Annotated in this window: 14 protein-coding genes; 9 read left to right on the forward strand and 5 right to left on the reverse strand. The window is 67.8% G+C overall.

Features of this window, described 5'->3' with window-relative positions:
- Positions 1-8 precede the first annotated feature (8 nt).
- Complete coding sequence (locus ROJ8625_RS19130; protein ID WP_085793526.1) at positions 9-1,280, forward strand: hypothetical protein; 1,272 nt, start codon at positions 9-11, stop codon at positions 1,278-1,280.
- Here ROJ8625_RS19130 and ROJ8625_RS19135 read toward each other — a convergent pair.
- The gene (locus tag ROJ8625_RS19135; protein WP_143535208.1) at positions 1,267-1,965 is read right to left on the reverse strand and encodes a DUF1194 domain-containing protein; all 699 of its coding nucleotides are present in this window, start codon (positions 1,963-1,965) and stop codon (positions 1,267-1,269) included. The genes ROJ8625_RS19130 and ROJ8625_RS19135 overlap by 14 nt on opposite strands.
- A gap of 163 nt (positions 1,966-2,128) precedes the next feature.
- Between ROJ8625_RS19135 and ROJ8625_RS19140 the strand changes: the two genes are divergently transcribed.
- Positions 2,129-2,329, forward strand: a complete 201-nt coding sequence (locus ROJ8625_RS19140) for a CsbD family protein (protein WP_085793527.1) — start codon at positions 2,129-2,131, stop codon at positions 2,327-2,329.
- Between the two features lie 49 nt (positions 2,330-2,378).
- Here the strand turns inward: ROJ8625_RS19140 and ROJ8625_RS19145 are convergent, their stop codons facing one another.
- Positions 2,379-3,068, reverse strand: coding sequence for a hypothetical protein (locus tag ROJ8625_RS19145; RefSeq protein WP_085793528.1), 690 nt, complete (start codon positions 3,066-3,068; stop codon positions 2,379-2,381).
- A 141-nt stretch (positions 3,069-3,209) separates the two neighbouring features.
- Between ROJ8625_RS19145 and ROJ8625_RS19150 the strand changes: the two genes are divergently transcribed.
- Positions 3,210-3,545: a hypothetical protein gene (locus ROJ8625_RS19150; protein WP_085793529.1), complete on the forward strand. Its 336-nt coding sequence runs from the start codon at positions 3,210-3,212 to the stop codon at positions 3,543-3,545.
- Positions 3,546-3,557: 12 nt separating this feature from the next.
- Here the strand turns inward: ROJ8625_RS19150 and ROJ8625_RS19155 are convergent, their stop codons facing one another.
- Positions 3,558-3,758 carry a hypothetical protein gene (locus ROJ8625_RS19155; RefSeq protein WP_085793530.1) on the reverse strand — a complete coding sequence of 67 codons (201 nt, stop codon included), beginning with the start codon at positions 3,756-3,758 and terminating at the stop codon, positions 3,558-3,560.
- A 145-nt stretch (positions 3,759-3,903) separates the two neighbouring features.
- On the reverse strand, positions 3,904-5,862 hold the full coding sequence (parE, locus tag ROJ8625_RS19160; RefSeq protein WP_085793531.1) for a DNA topoisomerase IV subunit B: 1,959 nt from the start codon (positions 5,860-5,862) through the stop codon (positions 3,904-3,906).
- A gap of 148 nt (positions 5,863-6,010) precedes the next feature.
- Between parE and ROJ8625_RS19165 the strand changes: the two genes are divergently transcribed.
- Together ROJ8625_RS19165 and ROJ8625_RS19170 are read left to right on the forward strand one after the other, a co-directional pair.
- Positions 6,011-6,214: a hypothetical protein gene (locus ROJ8625_RS19165; protein ID WP_159456823.1), complete on the forward strand. Its 204-nt coding sequence runs from the start codon at positions 6,011-6,013 to the stop codon at positions 6,212-6,214.
- Between the two features lie 82 nt (positions 6,215-6,296).
- Entirely contained in the window at positions 6,297-7,196 is a 900-nt protein-coding gene (locus ROJ8625_RS19170) for a DMT family transporter (RefSeq protein ID WP_143535206.1), read from the forward strand.
- A gap of 6 nt (positions 7,197-7,202) precedes the next feature.
- Here ROJ8625_RS19170 and ROJ8625_RS19175 read toward each other — a convergent pair whose 3' ends face one another.
- The gene (locus ROJ8625_RS19175; protein WP_085793533.1) at positions 7,203-8,012 is read right to left on the reverse strand and encodes a putative rhamnosyl transferase; all 810 of its coding nucleotides are present in this window, start codon (positions 8,010-8,012) and stop codon (positions 7,203-7,205) included.
- Positions 8,013-8,458: 446 nt separating this feature from the next.
- On the opposite strand from ROJ8625_RS19175, the gene rpsL reads away from it, so the two are divergent.
- The 4 genes from rpsL to ROJ8625_RS19195 form a co-directional block, all read left to right on the forward strand.
- A complete protein-coding gene (gene rpsL / locus ROJ8625_RS19180) occupies positions 8,459-8,830 on the forward strand; it encodes a 30S ribosomal protein S12 (protein ID WP_037258936.1) in 372 nt (123 codons plus the stop codon).
- 12 nt (positions 8,831-8,842) lie between these two features.
- Complete coding sequence (gene rpsG, locus ROJ8625_RS19185; RefSeq protein ID WP_085793534.1) at positions 8,843-9,313, forward strand: 30S ribosomal protein S7; 471 nt, start codon at positions 8,843-8,845, stop codon at positions 9,311-9,313.
- Positions 9,314-9,429: 116 nt separating this feature from the next.
- Positions 9,430-11,571: an elongation factor G gene (gene fusA, locus ROJ8625_RS19190; protein WP_085793535.1), complete on the forward strand. Its 2,142-nt coding sequence runs from the start codon at positions 9,430-9,432 to the stop codon at positions 11,569-11,571.
- 86 nt (positions 11,572-11,657) lie between these two features.
- On the forward strand, positions 11,658-11,783 hold a 126-nt coding region (locus ROJ8625_RS19195; protein WP_234984312.1), incomplete at its 3' end, for a GTP-binding protein.

Raw genomic sequence — 11,783 nt, forward strand, 5'->3', positions numbered from 1 at the left:
AGTTCGACATGTCCCGTACCGACCGTTTCGACTCGCCTCACTCCACCGTCGCGCCGCCCCGCGCGAAAACGCGGTCGTCCGCCGCCTCCGCAATGCCGCGGACCGCGGCACCGGACGGCGCGCGGCGCGCCGCCCCGGTCCGGGCGGCGGAGCTCGCGGCGCTCTACGCGCTGGCGCTGTTGCGTGACACGGATTTCGCGACCTTGTCGCATGTCCGGGCGCCGATCCTGACGGACGGCGCGCCGCCGCTTCTGCCCACGACGCTGTGCGCCGGGCTCAGGGCGCTCGGCCCCAGCGACACGGTCGTCCCGGCGGACATGACCGAGATCCTGTCGCTGGCGGCGGGCCTGCCGGTGATCCATGGCGCCGACTGGTCCGGTGGCGTTCCCACCGACGCGATCGAAACCGCGGAGGCGGTGATGCGCCCGGCGGTCGATGCGCCTCTGTCGGCATGGCTGCGCTGGTGTGCGGCGCGCCACGCGGCGGCGCTGCCCCGGCCGGGGCGGGCACGGGCGACGGCGCCAGCGACGCCTGCGGCCCTCTCGCGGCGGCTCGCCGACCAGAGCGCGGTGCCGATCTTCTTCGTCGCCGCGTTGCGCATCCTCGGAGACAACGCGCTCTTGCGGCTCGACACGCCACAGCGGCTATTGCTGACGATGAGCGATCTGGCGGCGCGTGCCGCCGCGCGCATCGAGCGTGCCGTGCCGTCGGACATACGTCCGGGGATCGTGACGGGACGACTGTCGCTCCTGCGGGCGGGCGAGCCGCCGGCCGCCTTTGCCGGGGGCGACATGGCCGCCGAGATCCTGTCCGAGATCGACATCGCGCTGCCGCAGCTTCTGGTGCACGTCGCGCAGCGCAACGCGGCGCGGCCGCTCGGGGCGACGCTGGCACAGCGCGACCACGAACCCTGCGATGGCTGGTGCCCGCTGATGCTGCACGACAATCTCGAACTTTCGCCAGTGACGGATGTGTCCGGTCGGCGGATCCATCCCGAACGGCTGCGCGGTCAGGTGTTCGTCGCGGCGAGCCTCGCCGCCGTCATCGAAGCCTGCATCGACCTGAAACCCGAGGACCGCCGGGCACTCGACGCGCTCGTGGGGGATGTCGCGCTCGGTTGTGCGACGCTCGGCGGCGTGTGGCCGTCCGAATTGGCCGAGCAGGCGCGGCGCGGCGCGGCGTTCGGGGCAGAGGCCGCGGCGGTGGCGCTCGGTCGCCATGCCGCCCGCGTACCGACGCCGGCGCGGGCCGCCGGCCTCGCCCGGCTCAGCGTGATTTGACCTGCTCGCGCGCCGCTGCCCGCGGCGCGCCCGACAGCCCCGAGATCTCGAGTATGAGCTTGCGCCGGACCGCTTCGGCAAAGCTCGCGCGGTTCTCGGCGGTGACCACGAACGCGCCCATGCCGCCGATGATCCGCTCTTCGTAAAGTGCCTCGAGACCGCCCTGTGCGCGCCCCGGATCGTCGGGGCGCAGGATCGGCAGCGCGTTGATCGTCACACCCGCGGCCACGACCTCGTCCCGCGCCGTCGCGATCGACGGACCGGAATACGAGTTCGCGGAATCGCCGGAGAAGTCGATCACCCGGCGCCAGCCGTCTATGTCGTTGGTCTCGATCAGGCGCAGCGCGTCGAGCAAGGCGCCGCCGATGGCGTTGCGGCCATAGGCCTGGCGCGGCGGCGCGAGCAGGGCCTCGGCGAAGGCCCCGGCACTGTCGCGCCCGTCGATCATTGTCCAATCGACGACCTGAGCGGTATTCGCGGCCCACTCGACGTAGGTGACGGCGATCGAGCCATACGCGGTGTTGGCGATCGCCGAGAGCACGTCGGGATCTGTGATTGCGGTCGCGTAGCCCTCGCGCTGGAACCGGATCTCGCCGGCGTCGATCGATCCGGACGCATCGGCGAGCAGGACGAGTTCGAGGTCGGTCTCCTGCGCGGCAGCTTGCATCGGGGTCGCCGCCGTCATCCAGGCGAGCGCCACGCCACACAGCCCGTTCATCCACTGTCCCATCGTCATCCTCCGGTTCCGGTGTCCGCGACGAGGCTAACGCGCCATATGCGAGACTCCGGGCAACCTTTCGTGAGGCGCCTGCGTTTCGATGACAGACCATGCTCAAGGAGGCATCGAGATGAACTGGGATCAGATCAAGGGCAACTGGGAACAGCTAAAGGGCTCCGCCCGCCAGCAATGGGGCAAGCTGACCGACGACGACCTCGCCGAAGCCAAGGGCGACCGTGAGGCGATGATCGGCAAGATCCAGGCCCGCTACGGCAAGAGCAAGGAAGAGGCCACGCAGGAGCTCGATTCCTGGATGGCCTCGCAGAAATGACCCACGCTCCGGCGTGACGGGGACGGGCGGGCGGCTTCGGCCGCCCGTTTCAGTTCCGGCAGATGCCCTCGATCTCCGCGCCCGCCCAAGGGATGCGGACATCCACCCCCGACAATGTCTCGTCGAGCCGCGACAGGTCCATCTCGGCCGAGATCATCCGGCGCAACCGCTCGGTCCGCGGCGCCTCTGCGTCGAGAAGGCGGCAACAGACCCACTCCTCGACGATCGCGCCCTGCTGCTCGAACCCGTGGTCGAGAAAGGCCGCGTCGCTGTCTGGCTCGAACAGGTATGGATCGGCGCTGGCGGTGTGCTCGAACGCGGCGCGAAGCGGATGATACCCGGTGCGACGCCGGTTCTGCCATTGCCAGACATGCGTCATCTCGTGCGCGAACAGCATCGCCGACACGAGGTCGACCTGGTCGGGAAATCCGGCGAGGAAGTCGTCGCGATAGAGGTCCTCGCGGTAGAGGACGCGGTTGAAAAAGGTCGTCGCGCCGGGAGAGACGGTGACCGTCTCGCCGTTCGACGGCGGCCAGATCCGTTCCTGGCACGTGCGGCGGGGACGGACCGGACGTTGGTATGTGATGGATCCGGCGAAATGACCGTCGTGAAAGCGCACGCGATCGGTCGCGATGGCGCCGTTCTCCATCGCCGCCGCAAAGGCGCTTTCGTTCGAGGTGAGGGGCCGGCCGCAGGCCGCAAGCATCGACAGGACGAGAAGTAGGGACAGGGCGCGCATGCGGTGCAGGGAACGGGATGTGCGCCGCGCTGGCAAGCGGCTTCGTTGCCGCAGCACATTGAACTTTTCGTGCCGAATGGGCATGTTCCCAGGCTGAACGCGGCCGGCACGGCGGTCCGGTCGCGAAGGAGACGTTTCCGCATGATCGCGCACGACGACACGCTTCTGGCCGCAGAGGCCGCGCTCGGGTTGCTGAGCGCGGACGAGCGGCGCGTGGCCGATCGTCGCATCGCGGACGAGCCGGAATTGCGTGCCGAGCACGCGCTCTGGCAGCGCTACTTTGCCGGGATGCTGGCGCCGCTGCCCGAGGTCACGCCCCCCGCGCGGGTCAAGTCGGCGCTCGAGGCACGACTCTTCGATGCGCCGGCGCGGTCGTTCTGGGCCGACATGCTGGCACCCGAGAACCGCAGGATGCTTCTGCTTGTCGTCGCTGCGAAGATCGCCGTGCTGGCCGCGCTCGCGGCGCTCCTGCTGTAGGCGCCGCGCGACTCAGGCCGGCCGGGCGGCGGATGCCAGCAATCGTTCGATAATGCCCCAGACCATCAGCGCGGTCCCGAGCGTGGTGACGAAGGCGACGCCCACCAGTTCGTAGGCCTCGGCCGGCAGGCCGAAGGCGGCGACCGCCGCCAGCGGCACGTGCACGAGGCCGAAACAGGCCAGTTGAAGCTTCCGCACGACGGTGCGCTGCATGGGTTCCTCCCGTGGTCGCTCGCTGACGCCCGGCGACGTCAGACCCGCAACCTAGCGGTCCGGGCCGCGGACACAAGCACTGGTAGTATCCCGCGGCGTGTCGGGCCGGGATCGACACGGCCCGACGCGTCGCGACCGGGCCCGCTCAGACGTCGAGTTCTTCCACGAACCGCGCGTTTTCCTGGATATATTGGAACCGAAGTTCAGGCTTCTTGCCCATCAGGCGCTCCACGAGATCGCCGGTCTCGCCCGGTTCGTCCTCGTCGATCGTCACGCGGATAAGCGTGCGCGTGGCCGGGTCCATCGTGGTTTCCTTGAGGTCCTTGGCATCCATCTCGCCCAGGCCCTTGAATCGCTGCACGTCGATCTTGCCCTTGCCACCGAGACCCTTTTCCATCCACTCGTCCTTCTCCGCGTCGGAGGCGACGTACATCCGCTTGGCGCCCTGCGTCAGCCGGTAGAGCGGCGGGCAGGCGAGGTAGAGATGACCGTTGTCGATCAGCGGGCGCATCTGGGCGTAGAAGAACGTCATCAGAAGCGAGGCGATGTGGGCGCCGTCCACGTCCGCGTCGCACATTATGATGATCTTCTCGTAGCGCAGGTCGTCGAGGTTGAACTTCGTGCCGAGCCCGACGCCGAGAGCCTCGCAGAGGTCACGGATTTCGGCGTTCGTGCTGAGCTTGTTCGACGCCGCCCCCAGAACGTTCAGGATCTTGCCCTTGAGCGGGAGAAGCGCCTGCGTCTCGCGGAACCGCGCGCCCTTGGCCGATCCGCCGGCCGAGTCGCCCTCCACGATGAAGATCTCGGTGCCGTCGCGATTCTTGTTGGTGCAGTCGGTGAGCTTGCCCGGTAGGCGCAGCTTCTTCGTGGCCGACTTGCGCGCCGTCTCCTTCTCCTGCTTGCGGCGCAGGCGCTCTTCGGCCCGCAGCACGAGGAAATCGAGGATCGCGCCCGCCGACTTGGTGTCAGACGCCAGCCAGTTGTCGAAGTGGTCGCGGACCGCGCCCTCGACCAGCTTGGCCGCCTCGCTCGTGGCCAGCCGGTCCTTGGTCTGGCCGACGAATTCCGGCTCGCGGATGAAGCAGGAGACGAGCGCGCAGCCGCCGGTGACCAGATCGTCGCGGGTGATCTGCGCGGCCTTCTTGTTGTTCACCAACTCGCCGTAGGCGCGGATGCCCTTGAGGATGGCAGACCAGAAACCGGCCTCGTGAGTGCCGCCTTCCGGGGTCGGGACCGTGTTGCAGTAGCTCTGAAGGAAGCCGTCGCGGGCCGGGGTCCAGTTGATTGCCCACTCGACCTTGCCGGGGGCGTTGAACTTCTCGCGGAACTCGACGCGGCCGGCGAACGGCTGCGCGGCGTAGGTGGTCGCGCCGCCAAGTGTCTCCGACAGGTAGTCGGCGAGCCCGCCGGGAAAGTGGAACGTCGCCTCGGCCGGCGTCTCGCCGTCGTCGATGGCGGACTTCCAGCGGATCTCGACGCCCGAGAAGAGATAGGCCTTCGAGCGGACCATCTTGAACAGGCGCGCGGGCTTGAAGCGGTGCTGGCCGAAGATCTCTTCGTCGGCGTGGAAGGTCACGGTGGTGCCGCGGCGGTTCGGGGCCTGGCCAACCTTTTCGACGGGGCCGAGCGGCTTGCCGCGCGAGAAGCGCTGCTCCACCAGTTCGCGGTTGCGCGCGACCTGCACGACAAGGCTGTCGGACAGGGCGTTCACCACCGAAGCGCCGACGCCGTGCAGGCCGCCCGAGGTCTCGTAGGCCTTGCCCGAGAACTTGCCGCCCGCGTGGAGCGTGCAGAGGATCACCTCGAGCGCGGACTTGCCCGGAAACTTCGGGTGCGGGTCCGTCGGGATGCCGCGCCCGTTGTCGGAGATCGACACCGAATGATCCGCGTTCAGCGTCACCTCGATCCGGTTGGCGTGCCCGGCCACGGCTTCGTCCATCGAGTTGTCGAGGATCTCGGCCACCATGTGGTGCAGAGCCCGTTCGTCGGTGCCGCCGATATACATACCGGGGCGCTTGCGGACGGGTTCCAGCCCCTCGAGAACCTCGATCGAGGACGCGTCATAGTCGCCGGGCTCGGCACCCGAGAGGAGGTCTTCGGCCATGGGATTCTGCTCTTTATCGTTTTCACCGTCTCTTGGCGGACGAGTATGGCAGAGGCCCCGCCCCGCGAAAAGACCGAGCACGGGGCTTGCGCGGTTCGAAAATGCGGTTAGCGTGAACGTCCCGATGCGCTTCGACGAGGAGGAGACGATGCCCGCATCCCTCTATACCTTCGTGCCCCCGCGCGACACGCGGCTGCCGGTGCCCGGTGCGCCCGCGGATGCGGCGTGGCAGATGCACAATCCGCGTCGGGGCGGCTGCACGAAGAGCGGCTGCGCGCGCTTCGTCGAATTGTCGGGCAGCCCGATCTGCGGCGGCTGCGGCCACCACAACCGCGAACACGATTCCTTCTGAGCGCGTAAGCTGAGCGCGCGCGTGAGACGGCACTGCGCGCTGCCGCTTGCCGTCGTCGCGGCGGCGGGAGATATCGGGCGGCATGGCAGCTCTTTCCGACAACGCGCGCGGCGCGCTTCTCATGATGGCCTCGATGGCGGCCTTCACGCTCAACGACACCCTGATCAAGCAGGCGGGGGCGTCTCTGCCGCTGATGCAGATCCTCGTGATGCGCGGCGTCGTTGCCTCGGCCGCGATCGGCGCTCTGGGCTGGGCGACGGGCGCCTTCCGCGCGCGACCCTCGCGGCGTGATGGCTGGCTGATCGCGGGTCGCAGCCTGTGCGAGGTCGGTGCGGCCTACTTCTTCCTGACCGCGCTCATGAACATGCCGCTCGCCAACGTCACCGCGCTTCTGCAAACGCTGCCGCTGACGCTGACGCTGGCCGGCGCGCTGATCCTGGGCGAGCACGTCGGCTGGCGGCGCTGGAGCGCGGTGGCGGCCGGCTTCGCCGGCATGCTGCTGATCGTGCGCCCGGGCACCGCGGGCTTTGACGCATGGTCGCTCTATGCGCTCGTGGCGGTCCTGTTCGTGACCGCGCGGGACCTGCTCGTGCGCCGCATGTCGGCGGGGCTGCCCTCCGTTCTCGTGACCTTCGCGGCGAGCGTCGCCGTCACGGTCTTTGCCGGGCTCGCGACGCTGGGGCAGGGCTGGGCGCCGGTCGACGGGCGCGAAGCGACGCTGGTGCTCGGGGCGGCGGTGCTGGTCAGCCTCGCCTACCTTCTGTCCGTTCTGGTGATGCGCGTGGGCGAGGTCAGCGCCGTGGCGCCGTTCCGCTATACCGGGCTGATCTGGGCGCTGGTGCTGGGCTGGCTCGTCTTCGGCGACTGGCCGCGCCCGGCGACGCTGGTGGGCGCGGGCCTGATCGCTGCGGGCGGCCTGGTCACGCTGTGGCGCGAAGGGCGGCGACGGCGCACCGTGCCGGTGCGCTCGCCCGTGCGCTAGAGCGGGTCAGGCGGCCGAGAACACGCGGCGTACGTGGTCCGCGTCGATGGCGAACCGCGCGCGGAAGAGCGCTTCGCCCTCCGCATCCAGGAGCGGCAGCGTGACCGGCGCGACGTGTGGCTTCTGCCGGCTGTCGTTGTGTGCGTTGTGTCCGCGCACGAACATCGGCGCGTCGGAAAAGGTCACCGTCGGCATGAAGCGCGCCACCTTGTGGTGGCCGAAGTTCATGATGCCCTGCCGCGTGCCGCCCGCGACATACAGCGCCTGCGCCACGCCCCAGTAGGGATGGAAGGTCTCCTCCGCGGCGAGGCCCTCGGGGCCGGGTCGGGCGACGAACCCGGCCTGCCAGTCGAAGGCGACCCTCGGGTGCCGCGCGAGAAGGCCGGCGCAGTCGGTCGCGGCCTGCCGCAGCTGCGCCACGAAGTCGACGGCCACGGCATCGTCGTCGTCGTGGCGGATCTGCAGGCATGGCGCCCCGGGATCGTCGCGCGCCGCATTGAGCACCTCGCGGCAGACCCGGCGATGAGGCCCCGGCGGCCGCGTCACGATGCGCGCCTGCGGAAGATCGGCGAGAAGCGCCTTCAGCCGGTCGCGCGCGTGGCGGGGCAGACTGTCGCCGGTCAGCACGACGAAGGAGAAGTCCGGATCGGTCTGCGCCCGGAGCGCGGGCAGGCAGATCGTTTCGAACAGTCGGAACCGCTCCTCCAGGCGTGCAGGCGCGTTGAGATATGCGACGCGCTCGGCGAGGCTGTCATGCTCCACCTGGAAACCGCCCTCGGCGGGATAGGAAAAGCGGCACAAAGCGATGACCTGCACGGGCTCTGGCCTCCGTCGGATCGGGTGTGGCAGGGTGGTTCGGGCCAGTCTTGCAAGGCGCTTGGGGCGACGGCAAGGAGCCGCCGTGGCACGCTGTTGACAACCCCGGCGACTCTCCATATACGCCCCCCATCCTGACGGGGGAGGTGTCTTTCCCGTCGCACAAGACAGCAGTTTCGCAGCGGTCAAGATCCGGGCCCACGGCCCCGATCCTCTGAAAGCCCCCGCGTCGTTCCCGAAGAAGATGGGAACCGATGCGGTTTTTTGCGTCGCCTCGTTTCGGCGGACGCGAGCTTTCGGAGACATGCCGGCCGCATCGGGTTCGCCCATGCTGCTCGACACGGATCAAACCGCCTCTTCGCGGACGCGCGGGGAGGTCCTGAGGACAACCCGCGAGGGGCGATGCCCGCGCACACATATGTGAGAATAACGGGGAAAAGACCGGAATGCCCACGATTCAACAGCTGATCCGCAAGCCGCGTCAGCCGAAACCGAAGCGCTCGAAGGCGATCCATCTCGAGCAATGCCCGCAGAAGCGGGGTGTCTGCACGCGCGTCTACACCACCACGCCGAAGAAGCCGAACTCGGCAATGCGTAAGGTGGCCAAGGTGCGTCTGACCAACGGCTACGAGGTGATCAGCTACATTCCGGGCGAGAGCCACAACCTTCAGGAGCACTCGGTGGTCCTGATCCGCGGTGGCCGCGTCAAGGACCTTCCGGGCGTACGCTATCACATCCTGCGCGGCGTGCTCGACACGCAGGGCGTCAAGGATCGCCGTCAGCGGCGTTCGAAATACGGCGCCAAGCGTCCGAAGTAAGAGGATAGAGAGATGTCCCGTCGTCACTCCGCAGAGAAGCGCGAGATCCTGCCCGACGCCAAGTACGGCGATCGCGTGCTCACGAAGTTCATGAACAACCTGATGGTCGACGGCAAGAAGTCCGTCGCCGAGGGGATCGTCTACAACGCGCTCGACCGGGTCGAGACCAAGGTCAAGCGCGCGCCGGTGGAAATTTTCCACGAGGCGCTCGACAACATCAAGCCGTCGGTCGAGGTCCGCTCGCGCCGCGTCGGCGGTGCGACCTACCAGGTGCCCGTCGAGGTCCGCCCGGAGCGCCGCGAGGCGCTGGCGATCCGCTGGCTCATCGACGCGTCGCGCAAGCGCAACGAGAACACCATGGAAGAGCGTCTCGCCGGCGAGCTTCTGGATGCGGTGAACTCGCGCGGTTCCGCCGTGAAGAAGCGCGAGGACACCCACAAGATGGCCGACGCCAACAAGGCGTTCAGCCACTACCGCTGGTGATGTGGCGCGGGGTGGCCTGACCGGACCGGTCGCCTCCCCCAAAGCCGCGCTGCCCGCCCTTCAAGACAGACGGCGACGCCCGACACACCGCAAAGCCACCTGAGGAACCGATCCAAATGGCCCGCGAATATTCTCTCGACCGTTACCGCAACTTCGGGATCATGGCGCATATCGATGCAGGCAAGACCACCTGCACCGAGCGCATCCTGTTCTACACCGGCAAGTCCCACAAAATCGGCGAGGTGCATGACGGCGCCGCGACGATGGACTGGATGGAGCAGGAGCAGGAACGCGGGATCACGATCACCTCGGCGGCGACCACGACCTTCTGGTTCCGCACCGAGGACGGCGAGAACCCGACCGGCATCTACGGCGACACGCCGCAGGAAGCGAAGTTCCGCTTCAACATCATCGACACGCCCGGCCACGTGGACTTCACCATCGAGGTGGAGCGTTCGCTGGCGGTGCTCGACGGCGCGGTCGCGGTGCTCGACGCCAACGCCGGCGTTGAGCCGCAGACCGAGACCGTGTGGCGCCAGGCCGACCGCTACAAGGTGCCGCGCATCGTGTTCGTCAACAAGATGGACAAGATCGGCGCCGACTTCTTCAACTGCGTGAAGATGATCAAGGACCGCACCGGTGCGACCCCGGCCCCGATCCAGCTGCCGATCGGCGCCGAGGACAAGCTCGAGGGCATCGTCGATCTCGTCACGATGAAGGAATGGGTCTGGAAGGGCGAGGATCTCGGCGCGAGCTGGGTCGTCCAGGACGTGCGCGACGACATGCGCGAGCAGGCCGAGGAATACCGGGCCAACCTCGTCGAGCTTGCCGTCGAGCAGGACGACGATGCGATGGAGAAGTACCTCGAGGGCGAAGAGCCCGATCTGCCGACCCTGCGGTCGCTGATCCGCAAGGGCACGCTGTCGATGTCCTTCGTGCCGGTGCTCGCGGGTTCCGCGTTCAAGAACAAGGGCGTGCAGCCGCTTCTTAACGCTGTCATCGACTACCTGCCCGGTCCGCTCGACGTGCCGCCCTACATGGGCTTCGCGCCGGACGACGAGACCGAGACCCGCAACATCGAGCGCAAGCCCGGTGACAACGAGCCGTTCGCCGGCCTCGCGTTCAAGATCATGAACGACCCGTTCGTGGGCTCGCTGACCTTTACCCGCATCTACTCGGGCCTGCTCGAGAAGGGCGGCACGGTGATGAACTCGACCAAGGGCAAGCGCGAGCGCATCGGCCGGATGATGATGATGCACTCGAACTCGCGCGAGGAGATCGATTGGGCCGGTTCCGGCGACATCATCGCGCTGGCGGGTCTGAAGGACACCACCACCGGTGACACGCTCTGCGACGCGAACAAGCAGGTCGTGCTCGAGACGATGACCTTCCCCGATCCGGTGATCGAGATCGCGGTCGAGCCGAAGACGAAGGCCGACCAGGAGAAGATGTCGGCGGGTCTGCAGCGTCTCGCGGCGGAGGATCCGTCGTTCCGCGTGGAGACCGACCTCGAGAGCGGCCAGACGATCATGAAGGGGATGGGCGAACTTCACCTCGACATCCTCGTCGATCGCCTGAAGCGGGAGTTCAAGGTCGAGGCGAACATCGGTGCGCCGCAGGTGGCCTATCGCGAGACCATCCGCCAGCAGATCAACCACACTTACACGCACAAGAAGCAGTCGGGTGGGTCCGGTCAGTTCGCCGAAGTGCAGCTCGAGATCACGCCGACCGAGGCGGGCGAGGGCTACTCGTTCGAGAGCCGCATCGTCGGTGGCTCGGTGCCGAAGGAATACATCCCGGGTGTCGAGAAGGGCATCAAGTCAGTGATGGATTCCGGCCCGCTCGCCGGCTTCCCGGTGATCGACTTCAAGGTCGCGCTGGTCGACGGCAAGTTCCACGACGTGGACTCCTCGGTCCTGGCGTTCGAGATCGCGTCGCGGATGTGCATGCGGGAAGGCCTGCGGAAGGCCGGCGCGCAGCTGCTCGAGCCGATGATGAAGGTCGAGGTGGTGACGCCGGAGGAATACACCGGCAACGTCATCGGCGACCTGACGTCGCGGCGCGGCCAGGTGACCGGCCAGGATCCGCGCGGCAACGCGGTGGCGATCAACGCGATGGTCCCGCTGGCCAACATGTTCGGCTACATCAACAACCTGCGATCGATGTCCTCGGGCCGCGCGCAGTTCACGATGCAGTTCGATCACTACGATCCGGTGCCGCAGAACATCTCGGACGAGATCCAGAAGCAGTACGCATGACACGGGTGGCGGGGTGAACCCCGCCCTACCCACCACCGTAGGGTGGGGAACGCCCCCACCGTCCGAAGGAAAAGGGAGCCAGATCGATGGCAAAGGAAAAGTTCGAACGCGGCAAGCCGCACTGCAACATCGGCACGATCGGTCACGTCGACCACGGCAAGACGACGCTGACGGCGGCGATCACGAAGTACTTCGGCGATTTCCGCGCCTAT

The sequence above is a fragment of the Roseivivax jejudonensis genome, from assembly GCF_900172265.1.
GTDB lineage: Bacteria > Pseudomonadota > Alphaproteobacteria > Rhodobacterales > Rhodobacteraceae > Roseivivax > Roseivivax jejudonensis.

Excerpts from the sequence above, each read along its gene's own strand:
- ROJ8625_RS19145 (WP_085793528.1), bottom strand. The coding sequence starts at position 3,068 with ATGCGCGCCCTGTCCCTACTTCTCGTCCTGTCGATGCTTGCGGCCTGC.
- rpsL (WP_037258936.1), top strand. The coding sequence starts at position 8,459 with ATGCCCACGATTCAACAGCTGATCCGCAAGCCGCGTCAGCCGAAACCG.
- ROJ8625_RS19135 (WP_143535208.1), bottom strand. The coding sequence starts at position 1,965 with ATGACGGCGGCGACCCCGATGCAAGCTGCCGCGCAGGAGACCGACCTC.
- fusA (WP_085793535.1), top strand. The coding sequence starts at position 9,430 with ATGGCCCGCGAATATTCTCTCGACCGTTACCGCAACTTCGGGATCATG.
- parE (WP_085793531.1), bottom strand. The coding sequence starts at position 5,862 with ATGGCCGAAGACCTCCTCTCGGGTGCCGAGCCCGGCGACTATGACGCG.
- rpsG (WP_085793534.1), top strand. The coding sequence starts at position 8,843 with ATGTCCCGTCGTCACTCCGCAGAGAAGCGCGAGATCCTGCCCGACGCC.
- ROJ8625_RS19170 (WP_143535206.1), top strand. The coding sequence starts at position 6,297 with ATGGCAGCTCTTTCCGACAACGCGCGCGGCGCGCTTCTCATGATGGCC.
- ROJ8625_RS19140 (WP_085793527.1), top strand. The coding sequence starts at position 2,129 with ATGAACTGGGATCAGATCAAGGGCAACTGGGAACAGCTAAAGGGCTCC.
- ROJ8625_RS19165 (WP_159456823.1), top strand. The coding sequence starts at position 6,011 with ATGCCCGCATCCCTCTATACCTTCGTGCCCCCGCGCGACACGCGGCTG.
- ROJ8625_RS19130 (WP_085793526.1), top strand. The coding sequence starts at position 9 with ATGTCCCGTACCGACCGTTTCGACTCGCCTCACTCCACCGTCGCGCCG.
- ROJ8625_RS19150 (WP_085793529.1), top strand. The coding sequence starts at position 3,210 with ATGATCGCGCACGACGACACGCTTCTGGCCGCAGAGGCCGCGCTCGGG.
- ROJ8625_RS19155 (WP_085793530.1), bottom strand. The coding sequence starts at position 3,758 with ATGCAGCGCACCGTCGTGCGGAAGCTTCAACTGGCCTGTTTCGGCCTC.